A 22,285-nucleotide genomic window follows, 5' to 3' on the forward strand; every position below is an offset into this window, starting at 1 on the left:
AAGCAATGATAAAGATATTTTCTGGATTTTCAAGATTAATGTGTCGTCCACCGCTTTTTAAGCAGCCTCATATTGACCCGGAAGAAATCGTAGAACATGGCAATGATCAGCACACCGCCAGCGATATAAAAACAATGATAGCTGAATCTTAAAAAGGCGAAGCCGCCAATGATACCACCCAGCAGGAAGAAGAGGATTATAGTGCACCTGAGCAGGATCTTTTTGCGCACCCTGGGGAATTTCATAAAAGCGGCTGCCAGGTCAATCCCCAGGTCAGTAAACATCCCTGTGAGATGGGTCGTTCTGACCACGGACCCGGAAATCATGGATACCAGCGCATTCTGCATACCCATTGCAAAAAGCAGGCTCCCGGCAAAGTATTCTGTTTTCACCACACTCTTGTCAAAAGTGTGCCCGAAATATCCAACCAGGGCAAGGATCACAATTTCTGCCAGGATAGGCAGGGTATAGGCATTGGTTTTTGAAATGTACAGGCTGGAACAGAATGCCCCCGAAAGAAAGAGTACCAGCCAGAGCGCCACCATTCTTACTGCACGCAAATCTCCTTCGGTGATCTTTACGGCCAGCAGGGCAGCATGACCGGTAATGTTGGTAGTCAGTACAAAGAAGCCTAAAAATCCTGAAGCATTGACAAAACCTGCGGTTAAACAAAGCATAACGGCTAAGCGTATATTATGCTGAAAGCTTCTTTTCGGTCCACGATGCCTGAACATTTCCTATTCTGTTTTGATCCAGCAACTAAATAAGGTGTCGATATCACACTTCACCAGTTGATACGAGGCCGGAATTCTCGTAAGTGAACTCTGGTAGGTGGCCAGCCGGGTACCAGCAGGTCTTTTATCCAAAAGGTTATAGAGGTAGGTTGCATAGTATTCATACAAACTCTCCGAGTGGTTAATGCTGTCATCTATATGCAGACTCTCATCTACCAGGTTCTCATAGAAAGGGTTGTAGAAATAGAAATGATCGAAAGCAGAGAAATCCAGTTGGGTGAAATCGCCGTGAATGAAAGAGGTATTTTTCAACCCCAGTTGCTCCTGTACCTGCCTGGCTATGCTGACCAGGTTACTCCTTTGCTCTACCCCGTAAAAATTGCAGTCATTGAAATAATACCCTGCATTCAGGCAGAACTTGCCAACACCGGAGCCGATGTCGAGAATGTTTGAACCGGGGGTAACTGCCAGGAAAGAAGCAGCCTGTTGGGCGATTTCTATAGGGGTCCAGTGCAGGTAAGATATGCGGCGAATAGGACCGGGATATAACTGATCAAAATTCTTATTTGTCGAATAGACGCTCTCTTTTGTAGTATTACTTATCATACACTGTCCTGTAATAAAATTGTACCTTTATTCCGCCGCAAAATTACCAACTTCCGGGGGCAGTAACTTTGCAGGTTGTCAATTTGAAAGTTGATAAAAATTAACTTTTATGAGTTTAAAGGGGATATTTCCGATAGATAAGTGGATCTTTCGCTCCAGGTCAATCATGGAGAGCTTGTCAAAGGAGGAGATGGAAAGGTTGTTATCGGACATGGTAGAGCAGGAGTACAAAAAGGGGCAGATCATATTCAGGGAGAATAACCCCGCTTTTGGTATTTATTACATCAAACAGGGCAAGGTTAAGAAATACAAGCAGGACAGGAATGGCAATGAGCATATCATATATGTGGCAAACGAAGGGGAACTGATCGGCTATCACCCGGTATTAGCGGGGAGCACTTACCCTGACTCGGCTGCTGCGCTCGAAGATAGCAGGATAGCATTTATACCCAGGGAATCGTTTTTGTCAGCCATGGAGTGGGCACCAGGCCTTACCAAACACCTCCTGAGCGCGCTCAGCTACGAATACAGTGTGCTGGCCAACAGCCTGTCAATCGTAGCGAAACATTCTGTGCGGGAGAGGCTGGCGATCTCACTGATTGTATTGAGAGAAAAGTACAAAGTCTCCGCCCAGGATACCAGTGATGTGTCAATTAATATTTCGCGCAAGGACCTGGCCAGTATGACCGCTACAACAGAGGAAAATGTGGTCAGGATCCTGAAAGAACTAAAGGAAGAAGGGATCGTTGGTACGCAGGGAAGAAAGATTATTATTCATGATGTAAAGGCATTGGTGGAGATGGCGCATTACCAGTGATGTGATCCCACCCGGCTTATTAGCTGATAGCATCCGGCATGTATTTAAAGAGGCTATGCAAACCTTCACTAAGAAAAATCCTCCCTAATTATTATTTTGCTGCAAAATCCAAAGAATGCTGAGAAAGATAAAAATAGTACTGTCCTTGTTAGTTTTTATCAGTGCTGCCGTACATGCGCAACAGTACAGTGGAAAGCTGAAGATTGAAAAATTAGTGGACACCAGCCAGAATAGTATTGGCCAGAAGATTGTTTATCCCCAGTTTAAAGATCCGAAGGTGACGATGTGTAAGATTACCTTTCCTCCCGGTGAGAATACGGGCTGGCATAAGCATTTGATCCCGGTGTTTTCATATGTGTTACAGGGAACATTGACGGTGGAGATAGAAGGGAAGGGTACTGTGGAGTATAAGGAGGGGAGTAGTTTTGTAGAATCTTATGATACTTACCATAGAGGGATTAATAAGGGAAATACGGATGTGGTGTTGTTTGTGGTGTACCTTGGGGGAGATGGACAGCGCCTGGCGATAAAGAAACAGTAAATCTTTTGGGTATAAGGGGGGTGGTTTCTCGTGCTCCCTTTTTAAATTCAAGCCGATACGCCACCAAAATAACCTTTACCCTCAAATAAAATTAGAACTCATTTCATAATTACCGTTTATGTATTGATAATCAATTGAAATGCCTATTTATGAAATGAGTTCTAGTCAATAGATTCAATGTAAAAGTTCATTCCCATGCTTTTAAAGTAATCTTTTGACGATTCGTCCAGGCGTTTGAAAAATGCGTCGGGATCGTTACGTAATTCTTCACTTAATTTAGCGCGCGTTTTTCTTAACTCTACTAAAAAAGGTGGTTCTTTTTTTCTCTTTGACATAACTTATGGATTTAAAATGGCATGGGGCGTTTTGATTTTTATTGTTCTTAACCCCATATTTGTATTGATTTTATTAAAACGTTGAATCCTGCTTTCATTGGCCATATGCTTAAAATTCCAACTAGCTACTACATCTGCGTTTTGCAAAGTAGCAGTGGCAATATGCATGGCGTCTACCTCGCTGTCATAACCTAAAATACCTTCTGCTATATACCTGTTTGCAAGTAGGCGCGCTTTAAAAGGTGCCTTTGTCCAAACACAATGCATCAATGGAACCTGGAGAGGCTGATTTCTTACTTCATTTCTGGCGGCTTTTAGTTCTTCAGATACAAGATTGGAATACATCATCTTTTTACTTCCCCGCTTAAATTCCTCCATCAATTTTAAGCTGTCTTCCATAAACTCTTTGTCAAAACATCCCCCAAATACAGAGGTGTCTACATAAATTATTTCCTTCACAAAAATACTGTTTTTTCTATATGGTTAACAATCTAAAAATGGCTGGAAATCCCCAATAAGAAAGGCATTCACAGAATTGTGGTTAACGAAATCAATTTTGTAATTGGAGTATCTTTTCTGAACTTCCTACGCTTAAATTAACAAAAAATAATTGCCTATATTTTTTTCTCGCTGTTCATTTTCTGTTCATTCCTGTTCAATATAATTTCTCACCGCTCAGCCGCAGGCATAAATTCTTCCTTTTCGTAAAGCAATATGATCCGTTAAGGATTTTTAACGCAAAAATGGATGCTCTTTACCCATAAAAAATACTGAATCGCTATTGCGTTTTGCTACCATATCCCGCGTAAACGCTCAAATTTCTCCGGGTGTTTAAAAAAAATGTAATGCCTGAAAATCCCTCGTCCAATTCGGGAAATTCCTCCATCCTTCCCACTATCCCCCCCATACCCTCCCGAAAACCCAGACATATACCACCCCAAAATATCCTCCATCCTTCCCCGCAGCCCCCATTCCATTCGGCTATTCCTCCATCCCTCCCGAAAATCTCCCCGATACCCTTCTTCAATTTCCCGCTATCCCCCTCATCCGCTCCCAAAAATCCTCCAAAAAAATCTCCCCCAAATCCCCCCTCATCTCGCTTTTCCTTAATATATTGCCGCCTGATTCTTGTAACTTCTCCGCGAAGGGGCTAAATTTGTACCGGAATTGAACAAGATATATCTAATACTGATATCAAATTATGATCATAGAACCAAAAATGCGTGGCTTTATTTGCCTGACAGCTCACCCTGCTGGCTGTGCTGAGAACGTAAAAAGACAAATAAGCTATGTCGAATCGCAAAAACTCCCGAACGGACCCAAAAAAGTACTGGTAATCGGCGCTTCCACCGGTTTCGGCCTCTCCTCCAGAATAACTGCTGCTTTTGGCGCCGGAGCCGCCACTATCGGGGTATTTTTCGAAAAAGAACCCCTGGAAGGCAAAACTGCTTCAGCAGGTTATTACAACACCGTCGCCTTCCACGAGGAAGCTAGCCACGCAGGCTTATACGCTAAAAGTATCAATGGCGACGCCTTCTCAAAAGAAGTAAAGCAGGAAACCATCGACCTGATTAAACAAGACCTCGGCACCGTTGACCTGGTTATCTATAGCCTGGCATCCCCGGTACGTAAACATCCTGAAACCGGGGTTTTGCACCGCTCCGTATTAAAACCTATTGATCAAAGCTATCAGAACAAGACCGTTGACTTCCATACCGGCATCGTTACAGACGTGTCTATCGAACCAGCGACAGGTGATGATATTCCTAATACCATCGCTGTAATGGGCGGGGAAGACTGGCAACTGTGGTTAGAAGCCTTGCGGGGCGCCGGCGTACTGGCACCAAACGTGATAACCGTTGCTTATTCCTATATCGGTCCTGAACTGACCAACCCGGTTTACCGCCATGGTACCATCGGTAGGGCAAAAGATCACCTGGAAGCAACCGCAGCCAGGATCACCGAACAGCTGAAAGACCTGAATGGCAGTGCTTTCGTATCTGTGAACAAGGCCCTGGTAACACAGTCCAGTTCTGCGATTCCGGTAGTACCGCTGTACATTTCCCTCTTGTACAAGGTGATGAAAGAGAAGAATATCCATGAAGGTACCATTGAGCAGATGTCCCGTTTGTTCCATGATCACCTGTATGCGGCACAACCGGCAGCAAAAGATGCGCAGGGTCGTATCCGTATCGATGACTGGGAACTACGTGAGGATGTACAGGCAGCAGTGGCAGAGCTGTGGAAAGGGGTGTCTACTGAGACCATTTCCCAGATCGGTGACCTGAAAGGGTATAAGGATGACTTCCTGAACCTGTTCGGCTTTAGCGTACCTGGTATCGATTATACCAAAGAGGTAGATGAGATGGCAATTATCAAATAAAGTCATTATAAATAACAAAAGGGCTTGGTAATCATAGATTATCAAGCCCTTTTGTATAAACAAATTTATAGGCACCCATAAATCACCTTATTTTATTTATAGCTTCCCGGTACCGAAATTTGTGTAAAAACACATGGAGATCTTAGCTCAGGTACAGGATGCCCTGGACTTTATTCATTCGGTGGATGTGTCGCATATTGACGATCAGTTACTGGCAAGGAGGGCGTTTTATGATAGCCTGGCACCCCTGGCAGGGCAGGTTGAAGCGGTTTGGCAGGTAGATGATACAATGACCGATACACAAATAAAACTACGCATATACCGGCCTGCTGATACCCCCATTCTGCCGGCAGTGGTCTTTTTTCATGGGGGTGGATTCAATTCCGGCAGCCTGGTTTCCCACGATCGACCTTTGCGGCAACTGGCTAATTCATCCGGGGTAATTATTATTGCTGTGGATTACAGGTTGGCTCCTGAATACCCCTTTCCTGGCGGATTGAATGATTGTATGGCGGCGACCAGGTGGGTGTTTGATCATGCGACTGAATTGGGGATTGAGCCTTTACGCATTGGCGTGGCAGGAGATAGTGCAGGGGGGACCCTGGCGACAGCGGTTGGGGGGAAAATACCAGGTCTGAAGTGCCAGGTATTGATCTACCCGGCTATTGATCCTGCGCTGGATACAGGCTCCTGGAAAGCCTTTGCAAACGGACCAGTGATAACATTGGAACGGATGAGAAAAATATGGGCGGAGTATGCTGCTGGCAATAAACAGGCTGCCCCGGTATTTGAAAAAGATCTTTCAGGGATGCCCGATACATTTGTGATAATGGGGGAGTATGATCCGCTGGTGGATGAAGGGAAAGCTTATGCGGAGAAATTAAGACAAGGCTATGTGCAGGTAACGGAAAAAGTATATCCGAAAATGATTCATGGATTTTTCCAGATGGGAGGAGTGATGGCGCAAGGGCAGGCTGTGATCAAAGAAATAGCCGGTTATCTAAGATATAAATTAGAACTCATTTCATAATTGCTATTTAAGTATTGATTATCAATTACAAAGGCCTATTTATGAAATGAGTTCTTGTCAATGCCCTACAATACAAACACCGCCTTCCCAACAATTCCCCCTCTCTTCACCTCCTCATAACCCTTTCTAAAATCCTCCCATGCATACCTCTTCCCAATCACCACCTTCAACCCACTTTTCGCCAGAGCCTTCAACTTCTCTGCCGTTGGCTTCAGCAACAACACCTTGTACCTTCCTGAAACAAAACTCCCAAGGATATCCAGGACCCCAGGCGAGGTATTCACGTACACCCCCTTCGCCTTCAACATTCCCCTGGCCCCAGCAAACCTCATTTTCCCCGCCAGGTCCACCACCAAATCAAACCTGCTCGCTATTTTCTCTACATCCGAAGATCTATAATCTAACACCACGTCACTACCCAACTCCCTCACCATTTCCATTCCAACCGCTCCAACCACAGCCGTCACCATCGCCCCCTTCCTTTTCGCCATCTGCACCAAAAAAGGCCCGATTCCCCCTGCCGCACCATTCACTAACACTTCCATCCCTGCCTTTACCTTCCCAATCTCTTCCACTATCTGCCATGCTGCCCCACCTGCCACCGGCAAACACGCTGCCTCCTCAAATGATAGACCCTCCGGCTTCAAGGCGATATCCGCTGCATTTACATCCACAAATTCTGCCATCGCTCCACCCTTAAAAATCGTCGCCAGGCCAAACACTGCATCGCCTTCCTTATACTGCGCATTTCCCTTAAAAACCACCCCGGCAAAATCGATTCCCAGCTCTTTTGGAAACTTCTTACCACCCATCATCGTCATTTCTCCCTGCCACAATTTCCAATCCAATGGGTTCACTGAAACTGCCTTCACTTTTACAATGATCTCTCCCGCCGGCATCGCCGCCTCCACCATCTCCAATACTTCCGTACCGCCAAATTGTTTATATATTATCTTTCTCATAAGCTTGCATAATCCGTATAACCCACCGGACCAGGTGTATAAAGTGTATTATAATCAGGTTGATTTAATGCAGCTCCTTCCGCAATTCTTTTTTCCAGATCCGGGTTTGCCAAAAAAGCCCGTCCAAACGCTACCAGGTCCGCAAAACCTGCCTGCAACGCTGCCTCCGCAGTCTCTGGTGTAAGCCCGTTGCAAAGAATGATCGTGCCTTCAAATCCCGCTCTGATCGCATCCAGGGTCCGTGCTGGTATCGCTGCGGACACGCCTACATGCACATACGCAATATTCAGTTTGTTCATTTCCTTCGCCAGCAAAGCGTAGGTATCATGCACCACCTGCTCCCCGTAAGCAGGCAAATCGCCCAGTGTTGAATAAGGTGAGAAACGTATGCCTATCTTCTCCGCACCAATCGCAGCGGCCATTGCCGATACAATGCTGATCGCGAGTTTTGCCCTGTTTGCGATGCTACCTCCCCATTCATCATTCCTGTTATTGACATGCGGATTTAAAAACTGTTCTACCAGGTATCCATTTGCGCCATGCAGTTCCACCCCGTCGAAACCTGCTTCCACCGCATTCTTTGCTGCGTTCACAAATTCAGCAATGAGTGATGGGATCTCTGCTGTTTTCAGCATTTCAGGTGTGGGATAAGGTTGTTGCCCCAGGGTGTCCGTCCAGATCTCGCCCTCTGCTTTAATCGTTGATGGTCCTACCAAACGCGCTCCCGCAGGCAGGTTCGCCGGATGGCCAATACGCCCGGTATGCATCAGTTGCAAAAAGATCCTGCTACCGCCGGCATGTACTGCGGCAGTGATCTCCTTCCACGCATTTGTTTGTTCTTTGGAAAATATACCCGGAATCCTGGAATAACCCAGTGCATCGGGTGATGGTGCAGTGCCTTCGGTAATGATCAATCCCGCACCGCTTCGCTGCGCATAATACGCCGCCATCAGTTCATTGGGTAAATTATTGATAGCCCGGCTACGGGTCATAGGAGCCATGACCAGGTGATTCTTCAATTGTAAAGCGCCTTTATGATAAGGCATCAGCAATTTGTTCATATCATTGTCGTTTTGATGACAACACAAAATTGCTCCATTGGGCAGGGTTAAAATAGTTCCTTATGTCAGAAAAATAGTCTTATCCGCCGCTTGCATATTTTTTAGGCTTCACACCATGGTATTTTTCAAAGAGACGACCAAAATGACTAAGATTCGCAAAGCCCAGCTGGTAACCGGTCTCAGATACAGATAAGCCCCCATGTTTCAGCAAAAACGCCGCTTCTTCCATCCTTGCCTGCAGGTAATAGTTATAGATCGTATCTCCAAATACCTGTTTAAACAGGTCCTTCATCTTCGTTTCTCCGAAGCCCGCCATTTTTGCCAGTTCCGGCAGACTTGGAGGCACAGATAAATCTGCCAGTATTGCCGTTCTGATCAATGATAACTTTTCTGCATCGTCCTTATGGATAATATTATGATTGATAGCTTCCCGTTTTTGCAGTTTCTCAAATACCAGGTATAATAATTCCTGCACCTTTACCCGCTGATAAAAATTCCCCAGGTCATTATCTTCACGCGCATCTGTCACCTGTTTCAGGAGCTTATGAATTTCCACTGTCATGCTTTCATAATACAGAAATCCAGGTGCCGCATTCAGTATGGTCTGTACGACAGGATTCGGGTTTTTAATCATGAGTAGTTCTTTCAGGGTGTCTTTCATGATGCCCACTACCATGAAATATATATCTGTATTAGCTGGAAAACGGATCTGGGAATTGAGATCTGTAGAGGCGATTTGTATTGCGAATGCGCTGCTGCGTGATAGGGGATCTGCAGTACCACCGGTATTCACACTGGCCCCATCTTCATTGCTGTGGAAGATCACGCTGACAAGGTCATTAGGTCCGTCAATGCCTATCCGGTTGAGAACGAAGTCCTGTTTTAAGCGGTAATGATGTACAATGAGTTTCAGTCCGGGAGATAAGGCGATGCGACGGATACTGCCGTTACCCATTACAGGAGGAAGGACCAGGCGGTCTCCTTCAAGCGGGAGGTCGAACTTGTTGGCAAAGCTTGCCAGGAAGTCAAACTGAGGGTTGGGTACGAATTCAAAATACATCCGTAAATATAGTCAATCCTTTCGCTGCAAGTCAAACCAGTTGAGCAGCTTTCTTTTATCCGCATATTGATCTATTATTTAATACATCCATAATTAGGGTCTGCTGAATAAATTCCCGATCTGTTATTTTTCATTTTTACACCGAACCGATTTACCCTTCTTAATGTCTCAGATATCGGGATATAAATTCCTTTTCCCACATCAGATTTTTTGCAAGTTCGAATCCAGCTTCTTAGAAGCTGGATTCATTCATAGTTCCAATTTAACATTATTAGGGAGTTTAAAACAGAGGCATCAAAATTTGAAAGATGAATTCTTTTATGAAGCAAGATTATATTTTGGGGTATCAGTTAGTACTAATGAATTTAATCACACGCTATGGTTACGGCATAGTCATTAGAGTTAATAAGAAATTTTGCGACATCTTTCAAAGTGAATCAAAAATTACAATATTGACAGTCATCGTTTTATAAACTACAGTTGTGTACAAATTGATTTGTCAAATACTTTTTGATGAGATAATTTCAAATAAAATTTCCACTATGAATGAAGTTCAGCCTGGCTACATAGAATTTATCACGAGACTAAAAAGGGTAATTCATGATGCAAGATTGCAAACAATTCAAACAGTAAATCAACAATTACTAATTCTATATTGGCAAATTGGAAACAAGATTCTACAAATGCAAAATAAAGAAGGATGGGGTACCAAAGTAATAGATAGAATCAGCAATGACCTGAAAAGAGAATTCTCTGATATGAAGGGGCTTTCCTCTCGTAATCTCAAATATATGAGAGCATTTGCAGAGACCTATCCGGAATTTCAAAAATCATTATTAATTGATAATCAATATATTGTTGACGATGAGTCAATTGTGCAAGCACCACTTGCACAATTGACCTGGTACCATCATATTACCTTACTAGACAAGGTAAAAGATTCAGAAGAACGTATCTTCTATATTTACCAAACTGCCCAGCATGGTTGGAGCCGCAATATACTCGTGCATCACATAGAAAGTAATTTATATCATAGACAAGGGAAGGCTATAAATAACTTCACCCACACTTTACCGTCAGCCCAAAGTGATTTAGCCAGGGAAATCATAAGAGATCCGTACAAGTTTGATTTTTTGACTATGGGTGAAAGGTACCATGAAAAAAATTTAGAAGATGCATTGATAACTCATATCACAAAATTCTTACTAGAATTAGGCGCAGGTTTCAGCTTCGTAGGACGTCAGTATAAGATAGAGATGGGAAATCAGGATTTCTATATTGATTTATTATTCTACCATCTTAAGTTAAGATGTTTTGTGGTTATAGAATTAAAAACGGGATCTTTCATACCTGAATATGCAAGCAAACTAAACTTTTACTTAAACGTTGTAGATGACAAACTTCGACATACCTCTGATCATGTCACGATAGGAATATTGATATGTAAAGAACGAAATAAGATCATAGCAGAATATGCACTTCGCGGAATTAATAATCCCATAGGGATAGCGGAATATGAATTAACCCAATCCATACCTGATAATCTAAAAGGCGATTTGCCGTCAATTGAGGAGCTAGAAAGAGAATTGGAAAGGTAACTGATTATTGAGAATTCGCAAGTTGTTAATAATTAAGAACATGTTTAAAATTCCGAACGACTCATTTTAGAAGTATATTAATGAAAGCTACCTGGATGAATGAGTTCAGGATAGAATTTTAAAAGGATTTCAGCCCGCCAGAAGACGGGCCGGTTTCAAATTGTTTATTGTTATAAAACTTCGCTAGTAATTATTATCTGGGGCGAAATTATTCCCCAATTCTGTTGAAATTCTGAATTTTCATCATTTCCCTATCAACAGCGCTTCATTTTTTTCCTTCCCCCGCGATAACTCCTTCAAACAATAAGTCGTATAAAACTGGTGTTGCTGCATAAACTTCAAACTCATCGCCACTTTATTCTCAAACTTCCGCCCTTTTCTTGCCTCCAGTTCCTGCCACACCCGCGCATCCTCCCGCCAGAACTCCTTCGTTCCCAAATGCCAGGTATCTGCATCACAAAGTATCATTTCCAATAAATTCATGGGGTGCACCGGCATTTTTGTAGCCATAATACATACCTGTATTTTCTCAATAATATGCGCAGGCAAGGTCTCCCCCAGGAACTTCATCATCACCTCTGTACTTCGCTCCTCATGCTTTTCCATCTCCCCGAATAAATGCCCTGTATCATGAAACCATGCTGCCGTCATCAGGATAAAATGATCGCCTTCACCCAGTTGATAATATGCAGACATAATCGCTGTGTGCTCCGCCACCCTCTCTGTATGTGATAGGTTATGATAGTATAAATAACTTTGCTGATGAATGGCAAATAAGTTCCGTACGTAAGATTCAATTTTCATCAGCAATATTGCATTTTCCATCTCAAGGATTTTCGAAGTGAGTAGTGTGCTTACCCCATTTATACTGGTGTGTCCAATACGCAACTTTCATAGAAAGGATCCCAATTCCGGCACCCAGCAATACATCAGAAATGTAATGACGGTTATTCGCCATGCGCAGCATACCTACCCCACTCGCCAGCCCATAGGCCGCATAAGGCATCCAGGGTAAGCGGTCTTTATATTCCTCACTGAGCAGGGTTGCAGCAGCGAATGCCTGCGCCGTATGCCCGGAAGGGAAGGAGTTATACGTAGACCCATCCGGCCTTAACTGATGGGTATACTTTTTCAGTATTGACACACTCCCCATCATCAACAGCTCTCCCTTCACGAGGATGGCAGATCTGTTCAGCAGGTCTGTCTTCGATTTCACGCCAGCAGCATCCAGGCCATAAGCTATCGCCAGTGGAGCAAACTGCAGGTAATTATCTACGCTGGTATGAAACTTTGCCATATGCTCATTCCTCTCTTCCGCTACTTCCTTTTTGAAGGACTCACGGCCATTGCCATTGGCAGCAATACCCAGCACAGCCAGCGTGAGCGGAAGACTTAATTGACGAACTGTGAAGGAAGGATAAGGTGGGGCAATGATGCTATCCCGGATCTGCGCATGCCCAAACGATAGGAAGGAGGTACAAAGGAAAAACAGTAACCACTTTTTCATATGATGCTTAGTTATGAGCACAAAAGTGAACCACAATTTGGTAGAAATTCTGAATTGCCTGCCCGGTATTGCTACAACATCAGCTGCAGCCCTGCAACCCAGGAACTACACACAAACCTGTATGACAGGGCTTTTCGTACTAAGTATGGTGCCTTTCTTACCCGTAAATACGTTTCAGCAGACAGATATAGAAATGTTAAAGTTTGCCTCCCTAATTTCAAATTGATTCTCCGGGATAATTTCAGATCTTTATCCGCGGGTAATTTCCCGCTCATAAAATGAATATATTAATCATCAACGGCTCTCTTCGTGGTACTTCCGGCAACTCTGCCGCTCTTGCAAAACATGCTGCCGCTATCCTCGGTAAGCAGGCCACCATCCTCACTTTATCAGACCCGCTGCCAGGTATCCGTGAAATGTACCAGTTGCTGGCATCCAGTGCAGGATTCCTGGTGATTAGTGGTGTTTACTGGAACAACTGGAGCTCACCGCTGCAACGCTTTATTGAAGTCGTATCAGCTTTTGAAAATACACCCGCTTTTTTCGGCAAACCAGTAGCCTGTGCCGTATCTATGGACTCTGTAGGAGGCATTGAAGTAGCTGCCCGATTACATGGGGTATTTGGTGGATTAGGATGCTGGACACCACCTTGCTCTACCCTGGTCATATCCCGAACAGGGCAAGAGGCGATTGCTGCCAGTGCCGGTAAAGAAAATGACCCGAATGAAGATGTATGGCGGCTGGATGATCTTTCCGTAGTATTACACAACCTGCAGACGGCGGCTGCTATGCCACAACCCGCCTGGAAAGCCTGGCCGCACAGAGAATTGCAGATTGCAGACGGTCCATGGCCGGGAAGTGGTGCACTGGATTTGGAATCACCGAAGTTCTTGTAGAAAACAAGTTTTTACAAGGTAAGAGCGCTTTATAGGTAAAATAAAATCTTTACCGAAAAAAAATGGATCCTTTCAGTTTAATGAATCTTAAACCTATTCCTGAAAAAGCACCCCGGATTCTTTCAGCTCAATGAATCCTAAACCTAATCCTGAAAATGCACCCTGGATTCTTTCCAACCCACTCACTGATCTCCCCAAACAAAATCGCCTTATCCGGCGCTAAACCCGGATAAGGCGATGCAAATATGTGCTATAATTAAAACTTAATATTCAATTTCACAGATACCAGTTTTTCCTCTTTATAATATTCAAAATACCACTCTCCATTCCTCTTAAACACGATCCCTTTTGCTACACCATCATCAGCAATAAAACTATCCTGCTGGGAGGTCTTTAACAGGGTCATTACTTTTTTAGGAGAAGTATCTATCAGCTGGAACCCATTGGCATTCGCCTGTGCATACAATATATCCTTACTATCACTCACGGATGCCGGTGTAGCCGGGCTGATTACCGGTGCTGCAGCAACAGGCGCAGACATTGCCGGTGCCGCCGTATTCGCTGCTGGTGCACTAACAGTAGTGGCTGTACTATCATATTTATATTGCGCCGCATTCAATGATACAAACGCATTCCTCAATGCCTCTGTATAGGCTGCCTGCCATTCCTTTTCCCTGCTCTTCCCTTCCTGGCCTTGATACACAATTGTACCCTGGCAATCTTTCAATATCAAAATAAGCCCGGTAGCGAGAAACTTTTTCTTCTCCACCAACTCCGCTTTCAATGCCCCACACTTATTGTTTGCAAGATCCGCCGGCAGTTGCTCATCAGTCATGTATGCTTTAAAACCCACCCCTTCCAGCAGAGATTTCGTCATCGTGTTCATCCCATACTGATCCTCATTCTTAAAGATATCAAACCGCTCAGGTACCAATACATACCTGTAATGATTAATCGTATTCTGTGCGGATGCTACAACGGAAACAGCCATAGCAAGCAATAAGGTAAATACTTTCATGCAAATTGATTATCAGCGAATATACATAAATCACCTGTAACCCATTAATGTATATACTCTTTTTTTATCCCTAATTTCTTCATCTTCGATTTCAGTGTAGAAGGGTTCAGGTTCAGGATTTCTGCCGCAGCACCCGGCCCCCAGATCCTTCCATTACACTTCTTCAATACTGCTATGATATAATCCCGCTCATTCTCAGCAATCGTTTTCATAGCCGCCTCTTCCACATCCGCTACCCAGTCCTTTTTTTCTACCGTAGGCAAAGGCATTTCCTCGATCACAGATCCCTTCGTCAATAACACACTCCTTTCCATCAAGTGCTCCAGCTCCCGGATATTCCCCGGCCATTTATACACCATCATTTTTTTAAGCACACTCTCTGATATACCACTGAGTTTTCGGCCCGCCTTATCTGCAAAGTGATTCATAAAATGATAGGCCAGTGCAGGAATATCTTCCTTCCGCTCCCGCAATGCCGGCAGGGTAACCGGGAATACATTCAGGCGATAATACAGGTCCAGCCTGAATCGCCCGTCTGCCACCTCTTTCTCCAGGTTCTTATTGGTCGCCGCAATGATACGTACATCTACTTTGATCGTTTCCCGTCCACCCACTCTTTCAATTTCCATTTCCTGCAATACACGCAGTAGTTTTACCTGCAATTCCACCGGCATGTCGCCCACTTCATCCAGGAAGAGCGTACCTTTGTCTGCCCGCTCAAAGATCCCTGGCCTCTTCTCATGCGCCCCGGTGAATGCCCCTTTCTCGTGACCGAATAATGCTGACTCGATCAGGTCCGGAGACAATGCTGCACAGTTTATTTTAATAAAAGGCCTGTTTCTCCGGTTTGATAAATCGTGTATACTACTGGCAATTTTTTCTTTTCCCGTTCCGGTTTCACCTAATATCAGTACTGCCGTTTCAGTGGGCGCTACCTGTGCCAGCTGATCAAATACATTTAAAAGCAGGTGACTTTTACCAATGATGCCATTCAGCTCTTTTGGCGGCTTTGCAGATGACGTAGCCGGTTGGGCCGTATCCTGTAACAATGCCTCAATGGTCTGAATCAAAGTTACCTGGATGCTTTCAAAGAGTTCGAGTTGCTCAGCAGCATATGCAGCCGGTCTCTTACTATATAGCCCTATACTAAATGCCTGTCCATCGCGGATCCGCAAAGGTATTTCAAACCCTGATTTTAGCTGGAAGCCGGCGAATGTCTGGATCGCTGCTTCATCGTAGTACATCGCCTTTGCTGGCAGTGGATGTACAGCTGCTGGCTTACCCGTGATAGTAGCCAATTCATGAACCCCTATCGCCTGGTATTCATCAAAGCCTATTCTATAATAGCATTTTAAAAACGCCTGCTCAAGGCTGGTTGTAAAAAGATCAAAAGGGATGAAAGCCTGTAAAGCCCTTACTACTTTCAATAATTTTTGTTCCCAGTCACCGCTATCGCTGATGATTGCCTTCAGCTGTCTGCGTATAAGCGTTTCCTTATGATACCTGGCCGCTACATGATGCGCATGCCGGTACCTGGCTATTTCCAGGGCTACCAGCAGGTCCTTTTCCCTGAAAGGCTTGACCAGGAAACCATAGGGCTGCGTTTGTTTGGCCGCATTCAATACATCTTCGTTGGAGTTGGCAGACAGGTATACAAAAGGAATATTGTCAGCGGCTAATAAGATAGCGAGATCAATACCCGTTTGCTTCCCTTTCAGGAAAATATCCAGCAATACAAAATCAGGTCTTTTTTGTTGGATCATTTCCTGTGCCTGTGGCACCGACCGGGCAATGCCGGTGATGCCATAACCAGCCTGCTCCAGCAGCAATCTTAAATAGTCTGCTTCTACAAACTGATCTTCTACTATAAGGATTTGTTCTTTCATGGTTTTTCGCAAATAAAATCAATGAGTATTTCGGTACCCTCATCACTGTTGATCATCAGGCAGGCTTCCAGGTCATCTCCCAGTCCCCGCATCAGTTTCATACCCATAGAAGCCTGCTCCCTATGTTCAAATCCTGGCGGAAGGCCAATGCCATTGTCTTTTATAGAAAGTACGATATGTTCGTGATAAGTCCTTTTTAATACAATCGTGATTACCGTAGGAAATGCATGTTTTATCGCATTCGTAACTGCTTCATTCAATATCAGGCCCAGGGGCACACAATGCGATACATCCAGCTGCACCGCCTCAATATCCAGTTTATATTGAATCCGGGTACTGGTATGAAAACTATCCTTCAGGTAATCGATCAGTTCATGAATATAATCAGCCATGTTAATGGCCGATAAATTGTCCGACTGGTATAATTTCTGGTGTACCAGCGACATAGCCTGGATCCTTTGCCTGCTTTCCGTTATCGCTTCTATCGCTTCCTTTCCCTGCAGGTATGCAGCCTGTGTATGTAACAATCCCATTACAATATGGAAATTGTTTTTCACCCTGTGATGGATCTCTCTTACCAGCCATTCTTTCTCTTCCACGAGATGCTGTAGCGAAATATTCTTTTTCTCAATGAGTAATTGCGCTCTTTGTTTTAGGCGTGCCCTATTCACCAGCAAGCCAATAATTACAATCAAGAGCAAACTCACGCCAATGATCCAACGTTTTGTATTTTGTTCTTTCGTTAATACAGCCTGCTGAATCCGTTTCTCCTTTTCGAGTAAGTGGATACTCTGTTCTTTTTTACCGGTTTCATATTGTATAGTCAGTTCCTCAATCTGCTTGCTCTTTCGCTCGGTATAAATTGAATCATTCAGGAACTGGAATTGCTCCAGGTTCTTAATCGCAGCAGCATAATTCCCGATGGCAGAATCTGCAGTAAACAGCATATGATACAATTCCTTCTGATCTACAAGACGGTCATCAAACCTATATTCCAGGGCAGTATCCAGGTAGCGGTGCGCTCTTGCAAACTGGCCATGTTGCAGGTAAAAGCGACCGGCATCCATATTCACGATAGAGATCAGTTCAGCGCCGGCATCAATCCCTTTGAACCAGGCAATGGCAGCCAGGAAATTTTGTTCTGCCTCCGGGTACCGTTTCAGGCCATCAAAGCAATAGGCATAATTCTGTGCTGCAATTCCTTTTTCATACCTTGACTTAGCCGGTATTTTCGCAATCAGGCTATCCATCAGCGCCAGCGCAGCCCTGCTTTTTTGTAGTTTTACCAATTGGCGGATCAGCAGGCCTGCTGTTCTGAAAATTACCACCGGGTCTCCCTGGTGTGCGATCCTTGTAGCCAGTGTTTTTCGATACCATTGACAGCTCTCTTCTGCGCGATCCATTTCATCATATACCAGGGCCAGCTCTCCGGAATATACCTCCATTCTCAGTGTATCATGATTGTCAACCGCATTGTCCACGCACTTCGTTGCATAGGAAAGCGCTTTCTCATAACTGCCCAGGTAGCGGTTGTTCAGTGACAGGAAATAATACACATTCGCCAGTTGCCGGCTGCCTGCCTGGTGCAGCAAATCCAATGTTCGCAATAGTTCTTTCTCAGATTGACTATACCGGTTTGCGCGGTATAAATAGTCAGCGTGATGCAGGCGGGCTGCCGCCTCCTTCTCCATATTATGTGTCTGCTGGTATAATGAAATTGCCTTTGCAAAAAAGAGCTCCTGCTGCCGGTTTATGTTTTTGGCTAGTTTCAGCCAGGTATCTGCTTCCATATCCAGGTCGCCTTTGCGGTGATAAATATCTGCTGCTTCCTGCAGGATCTTTTCGCCCTCCACCTCTTTTCCCCCTGCACAGTAGGCGATTCCTTTCAGAACCATGCTTTTGTTCTTTAAATCTTCCAGCTGCAGGGTATCACTCAGGCGGATGGCATGGTCAAAGATCTCAATGGCGGTATCAACCAGCAGTTGCTTTATAGGGCTAAAATTTTGAGCCAGGTAACTTTTACCTAATTGATGCAGGGCGATAATCCGGGTGCTATCCTTTACCTGGGCGTAGGCTGGTACAAGTGTTGTCAACAAAAAGAAAGTATATAAAAAATACCTGCGCATTATCTGAGATTAAAAATTTACCGCGATATTTCACGGTCCGGATCGTACAAACCATGAAATATCATTAGCTACAATACATTAGATCATTAACCCACAATTACTTATAGAAAAGGCACTGTAATTGGCATGGCATTGCCATAATTGCTACACATGGAAAATAGTCGTTCTAAAACAGTTGTGTTTATCACTGGCGCGTTTGTTCATCATAGTTGCTGGGATGAATGGCAAACCTTTTTTAAAGATAAAGGTTACCGCACAATTGCACCGCCCTGGCCACATAAAAATGCTGCTGCCGAGACACTGCGCAATAGTCATCCTAACAAAGATATTGCATCTAACCGGCTTTCTGCACTAATTGATCATTATGACCAGATTGTGCGGGAGCAGGCAGAGAAACCGATATTGATTGGTCATTCTATCGGGGGGCTGATTGTACAGTTGCTTTTACAGCGGGGATTGGGTGTGGCTGGCGTTGCTATACATCCAGTGCCACCACAGGGGATTATGACATTCAAATTTTCCTTCCTGAAAGCGGGCTGGGGGCCGCTGGGCTTTTTTACTTCTACCCGACAGAGTTTCCTCATGTCTTTTAATCAATGGAAGTATGCGTTCACCAATGGGATGGATTACGAGGCGCAGAAAGAGGCGTATTACAAATTTGCGATCCCGGAATCGAAGTTGATCGTGAGGGATACGATTACCGCAGCGGCTAAAGTGGTTTTCGAAAACCCGCATGCGCCCTTGCTGATCACCTCGGGTAGTACGGACCATACGATACCCGCCTCCTTAAATGAATCGAACTACAGGAAATACCGGAACAGTAATTCTGTCACTGCTTACAAGGAATTCCAGGGCAGAAATCACTTCGTGTTAGGGCAGCCTACCTGGAAAGAGGATGCCGCGTACATCCTGGATTGGATTAATAAACTACCATAATATGATGAGAACACTAATTATTGCAATCGGACTTTTATTCGCGGGTTTTAGTAGTAAGGCTACTTCCCCCGCTAATCCCCCGGCAAATTTTAAGCATGCTTATGCGAAGGTGAACGGGATTGATATTCACTACGTGATTGGTGGAACCGGGGAGCCGCTGGTATTACTCCATGGTTTTGGGCAAAACTGGTATATGTGGAATCGTTTGTTGCCCGAATTATCAAAGCATTTTACGGTCATCGCCCCTGATTTGCCCGGTCTGGGAGAATCCGGAAAACCGGAGAGTGGGTATGATAAGAAAACCCTGGCCATTTATATACATGGGGTGGTACAGAAGTTGGGCTACCAGCAAATTAACCTGGCAGGCCATGATATTGGGTTAATGGTTGCGTATGCTTATGCGGCGCAGTTTTCAAACGAGGTAAAGAAACTGGCGCTGATGGATGCCCTGTTGCCGGGTGTGGAGCCGGTATGGAGCCAGGTGAAGGGGGCGGCCTGGTGGTTTGGGTTCTTTTCATTCCCTGCATCAGGAGAATTGGTAGCTGGTAAAGAGCGGCTGTTCCTGACCAATTTCTGGCCGGTGGTAGGGCATGTAAAAGACCCGTTTACGCCTGAAGAAATAAATGAATTTGTGAGGGCTTATGAAGTAAAGGGTGGTACGACGGGCGCTTTCCATTGGTTTGGGGCATTTGAGCAGGATGCGAAGGATAACCTGGAATTTATGAAAACGAAGTTAAAAATGCCTTTGCTGGCGATGGGCGGAGAATATTTTGGTGCCGCGTTCCTGGTAGATCATTGCAAGCTGGTGGCGGAAGATGTAAGGGGGTCTAATATCAAAGGGGCTGGCCATTGGGTGGTGCAGGAGAATACGGCGCAGGTGCAGCAGGATTTGCTGGATTTCTTTCTCAGTAAATAAAGGGGCTGTCTATAGTTCCAGATAGACATTATAACTACATTAGAAGGTCATCTCAATATCTAATTGGATATTGAGGTGACCTTTTAATGTAATATTTATACCTATTTAGTATAGAAGATGTACTATATCTTCACTATATTCAGTAACATTGTTATTATAATCTCCAAATCATTTTTATGGCCATTGTTGTAGATAACCTATTGCTTAAACTCGTTCGGGGCAGCCTCGGCGATGAAATCACTATTTATGAGCGTAACGGCCAGATCATCATGGCTAAAAAACGTGGTCCTTCCCGGAAAAAGCCAACAAAGAATCAGCTGGAAGCCCGTTACAAAATGAAGGTAGCAGCTGCCTATGCGAAAATGATGCTGGAAGACCCGGAACTGAAGGCGTATTATAAATCCAAAGCAGGCCCTGGGCAGAATGCCTGGAATATGGCCATAAAAGATGCCTATAATTCTCCGGAAATCCAGCATATCCAATTCGAAGACACTACCGTGATCGTGACTGCAAAAAACGATTTCAGGGTTGCAGATGTGACGGTAATGATCATTGATGGTGCAGGTGCTATTCTTGAAAGGGGAAAGGCTGCTTTATCCTGGAATGGAGTGGATTGGCATTACAAGGCACTGAGTCTGTCGCCGGGAAGCACGATCCGGGTCATTGCAGAGGATTTGCCAGGAAATACCTCGATTAAGGAGCTCAAACTGGACTGATCATTTTTTATTCTGACTACAGTCATTAATTTTTCCGGCTGATTGATTGCTGAAAGCGTTTTTATTCTTTTAGCTTGTGACAATGTATTGTGAATGCTTATTCGTTAGCTCATAAGAAATTATGGGAGGTAACTTATTGCCTATATTTTTCATCACTTAGGACTCATTTCATAATTACTGTTTATGTATTAATTATCAGTTGGAAATACCTATTCATGAAATGAGTTCCAGTACTTTTGAAATTGAACTGGTAGAAGGAGCCTTATGATTTCTTCATGGATCCTGGGCAGGAAGAATATTGGAAGCCAGCATATCTGTAACGGCTAAGGCATCCGGATCATAAGAATGCAAGCATTCCACGATTTATTAATGTAAAATCCAGGATTCCTTAAATTTGCAAGATGAGGTGTTTCTTGATTTTTTTAATAGCAATTTTTGCCAGCTGTACGAGGAGGTCTAATATAAAGACTATTCAAAAAGAACCGGAGGATTCCATTTCTTTTTTCTGGACATATAAGGATTCGGTGACTATCCTGAAATTTGGTTTTAACCGGGAGAAAATGCAATACAGCTGTACTGATCCCAGGGAGTCTTTTACTTTATTTTATGACTCGGTGCAGCAAAAATGGTTATTTAAAGATAGGGTGGATAGTTGTACAATGTACGTCGAAAAAGAAGATGGATACAACGAAAATGGAACCTGGTATCATGTAAGCAAACTCATTTTGGATAAAGGTGTAACGGATGGAGAGGTTACTTATGTTGTTGAAGAAAAGGCCGGTCTGCTGGCCAGAAAATCAAATACATGGCGGTATGCGATGTTCCGTAAAACGGATGATGCTCATTTGGCAGCGATTATGTACAGGGTGATTTCGGATCGTGATTTTTATGATAATGATACAGCGGGTATGAGGCAGAATTTAAAATAGCATATGAAAAATAAGTTGCCCGGGAATGTAATTAACAGCGCTCTTATACTTTATCCAGGGTAGGGTTAATGATGAACATCATTCTTTTCCTGGGAAAATAATTTTTCAAATAGCCCTGGTGTAGTAGCGATAGCATTGTATACTGGCTTGTCCGCAGAGAGGTAGCCAGGAACGGCGTTCCGTTTTGAAAGATATACAACCGGGGTGAGTTTTCAACCATTTTTGTAT

General features: G+C 44.1%; 22 protein-coding genes. 10 read left to right on the forward strand and 12 right to left on the reverse strand.

The annotated features are described in order from the left end of the window. Positions 1–35 precede the first annotated feature (35 nt). Both U0033_RS01410 and U0033_RS01415 read right to left on the reverse strand, forming a co-directional pair. Positions 36–677 (reverse strand): YoaK family protein, encoded by a 642-nt coding sequence (locus U0033_RS01410; RefSeq protein ID WP_218163987.1) that lies wholly within the window; start codon positions 675–677, stop codon positions 36–38. A 60-nt stretch (positions 678–737) separates the two neighbouring features. Next, positions 738–1,340, reverse strand: a complete 603-nt coding sequence (locus U0033_RS01415) for a methyltransferase domain-containing protein (RefSeq protein ID WP_072357426.1) — start codon at positions 1,338–1,340, stop codon at positions 738–740. 109 nt (positions 1,341–1,449) lie between these two features. Between U0033_RS01415 and U0033_RS01420 the strand changes: the two genes are divergently transcribed. Then, positions 1,450–2,157, forward strand: a complete 708-nt coding sequence (locus U0033_RS01420) for a Crp/Fnr family transcriptional regulator (protein ID WP_072357427.1) — start codon at positions 1,450–1,452, stop codon at positions 2,155–2,157. Positions 2,158–2,272: 115 nt separating this feature from the next. Next, the gene (locus U0033_RS01425) at positions 2,273–2,698 is read left to right on the forward strand and encodes a cupin domain-containing protein (RefSeq protein WP_072357428.1); all 426 of its coding nucleotides are present in this window, start codon (positions 2,273–2,275) and stop codon (positions 2,696–2,698) included. A gap of 161 nt (positions 2,699–2,859) precedes the next feature. Here the strand turns inward: U0033_RS01425 and U0033_RS01430 are convergent, their stop codons facing one another. Together U0033_RS01430 and U0033_RS01435 are read right to left on the reverse strand one after the other, a co-directional pair. After that, positions 2,860–3,033 (reverse strand): hypothetical protein, encoded by a 174-nt coding sequence (locus tag U0033_RS01430; protein ID WP_177318544.1) that lies wholly within the window; start codon positions 3,031–3,033, stop codon positions 2,860–2,862. Between the two features lie 3 nt (positions 3,034–3,036). Beyond that, positions 3,037–3,492: a PIN domain-containing protein gene (locus U0033_RS01435; RefSeq protein WP_072357429.1), complete on the reverse strand. Its 456-nt coding sequence runs from the start codon at positions 3,490–3,492 to the stop codon at positions 3,037–3,039. A 742-nt stretch (positions 3,493–4,234) separates the two neighbouring features. On the opposite strand from U0033_RS01435, the gene fabV reads away from it, so the two are divergent. Then, positions 4,235–5,416: an enoyl-ACP reductase FabV gene (gene fabV / locus U0033_RS01440; RefSeq protein ID WP_072357431.1), complete on the forward strand. Its 1,182-nt coding sequence runs from the start codon at positions 4,235–4,237 to the stop codon at positions 5,414–5,416. A gap of 133 nt (positions 5,417–5,549) precedes the next feature. Continuing rightward, positions 5,550–6,446, forward strand: a complete 897-nt coding sequence (locus U0033_RS01445; RefSeq protein ID WP_072357432.1) for an alpha/beta hydrolase — start codon at positions 5,550–5,552, stop codon at positions 6,444–6,446. Between the two features lie 65 nt (positions 6,447–6,511). Here U0033_RS01445 and U0033_RS01450 read toward each other — a convergent pair whose 3' ends face one another. From U0033_RS01450 to U0033_RS01460, 3 genes are all read right to left on the reverse strand, one after another. Next, on the reverse strand, positions 6,512–7,408 hold the full coding sequence (locus U0033_RS01450) for an NAD(P)-dependent alcohol dehydrogenase (protein WP_072357433.1): 897 nt from the start codon (positions 7,406–7,408) through the stop codon (positions 6,512–6,514). Beyond that, positions 7,405–8,469 carry an alkene reductase gene (locus tag U0033_RS01455; RefSeq protein ID WP_072357434.1) on the reverse strand — a complete coding sequence of 355 codons (1,065 nt, stop codon included), beginning with the start codon at positions 8,467–8,469 and terminating at the stop codon, positions 7,405–7,407. Before U0033_RS01455 ends, U0033_RS01450 begins: the two co-directional genes overlap by 4 nt. Before the next feature lie 79 nt (positions 8,470–8,548). Then, a complete protein-coding gene (locus U0033_RS01460; protein ID WP_072357435.1) occupies positions 8,549–9,529 on the reverse strand; it encodes a helix-turn-helix transcriptional regulator in 981 nt (326 codons plus the stop codon). A 542-nt stretch (positions 9,530–10,071) separates the two neighbouring features. On the opposite strand from U0033_RS01460, the gene U0033_RS01465 reads away from it, so the two are divergent. After that, positions 10,072–11,127 carry a PDDEXK nuclease domain-containing protein gene (locus U0033_RS01465; protein ID WP_072357436.1) on the forward strand — a complete coding sequence of 352 codons (1,056 nt, stop codon included), beginning with the start codon at positions 10,072–10,074 and terminating at the stop codon, positions 11,125–11,127. Between the two features lie 243 nt (positions 11,128–11,370). Here the strand turns inward: U0033_RS01465 and U0033_RS01470 are convergent, their stop codons facing one another. After that, entirely contained in the window at positions 11,371–11,952 is a 582-nt protein-coding gene (locus U0033_RS01470) for an HD domain-containing protein (protein ID WP_072357437.1), read from the reverse strand. A 1-nt stretch (position 11,953) separates the two neighbouring features. Next, positions 11,954–12,634 (reverse strand): phosphatase PAP2 family protein, encoded by a 681-nt coding sequence (locus U0033_RS01475; RefSeq protein ID WP_072357438.1) that lies wholly within the window; start codon positions 12,632–12,634, stop codon positions 11,954–11,956. Positions 12,635–12,912: 278 nt separating this feature from the next. Between U0033_RS01475 and U0033_RS01480 the strand changes: the two genes are divergently transcribed. Beyond that, complete coding sequence (locus U0033_RS01480) at positions 12,913–13,530, forward strand: NAD(P)H-dependent oxidoreductase (protein WP_072357440.1); 618 nt, start codon at positions 12,913–12,915, stop codon at positions 13,528–13,530. A 256-nt stretch (positions 13,531–13,786) separates the two neighbouring features. On the opposite strand, the gene U0033_RS01485 is transcribed toward U0033_RS01480, so the two are convergent. The 3 genes from U0033_RS01485 to U0033_RS01495 are packed head-to-tail and all read right to left on the reverse strand — an operon-like array spanning position 13,787 to position 18,560. Further along, on the reverse strand, positions 13,787–14,548 hold the full coding sequence (locus U0033_RS01485) for a hypothetical protein (protein WP_072357441.1): 762 nt from the start codon (positions 14,546–14,548) through the stop codon (positions 13,787–13,789). 44 nt (positions 14,549–14,592) lie between these two features. Beyond that, on the reverse strand, positions 14,593–16,434 hold the full coding sequence (locus U0033_RS01490) for a sigma 54-interacting response regulator (protein WP_072357442.1): 1,842 nt from the start codon (positions 16,432–16,434) through the stop codon (positions 14,593–14,595). Continuing rightward, a complete protein-coding gene (locus tag U0033_RS01495; protein WP_072357443.1) occupies positions 16,431–18,560 on the reverse strand; it encodes a sensor histidine kinase in 2,130 nt (709 codons plus the stop codon). Before U0033_RS01495 ends, U0033_RS01490 begins: the two co-directional genes overlap by 4 nt. Positions 18,561–18,710: 150 nt before the next feature. Here U0033_RS01495 and U0033_RS01500 point away from each other — a divergent pair, with 150 nt between their 5' ends. The 4 genes from U0033_RS01500 (at position 18,711) to U0033_RS01515 (ending at position 22,057) form a co-directional block, all read left to right on the forward strand. Then, positions 18,711–19,496 (forward strand): alpha/beta hydrolase, encoded by a 786-nt coding sequence (locus U0033_RS01500; protein ID WP_072357444.1) that lies wholly within the window; start codon positions 18,711–18,713, stop codon positions 19,494–19,496. A gap of 1 nt (position 19,497) precedes the next feature. Then, positions 19,498–20,412, forward strand: coding sequence for an alpha/beta fold hydrolase (locus U0033_RS01505; protein WP_245801717.1), 915 nt, complete (start codon positions 19,498–19,500; stop codon positions 20,410–20,412). Between the two features lie 176 nt (positions 20,413–20,588). Beyond that, positions 20,589–21,128, forward strand: coding sequence for a hypothetical protein (locus U0033_RS01510; protein ID WP_072357446.1), 540 nt, complete (start codon positions 20,589–20,591; stop codon positions 21,126–21,128). A gap of 560 nt (positions 21,129–21,688) precedes the next feature. Further along, positions 21,689–22,057: a hypothetical protein gene (locus U0033_RS01515; protein ID WP_143150621.1), complete on the forward strand. Its 369-nt coding sequence runs from the start codon at positions 21,689–21,691 to the stop codon at positions 22,055–22,057. The last annotated feature ends 228 nt before the right edge of the window (positions 22,058–22,285 follow it).

Source organism: Chitinophaga sancti (assembly GCF_034424315.1).
Taxonomy (GTDB): Bacteria; Bacteroidota; Bacteroidia; order Chitinophagales; family Chitinophagaceae; genus Chitinophaga; species Chitinophaga sancti.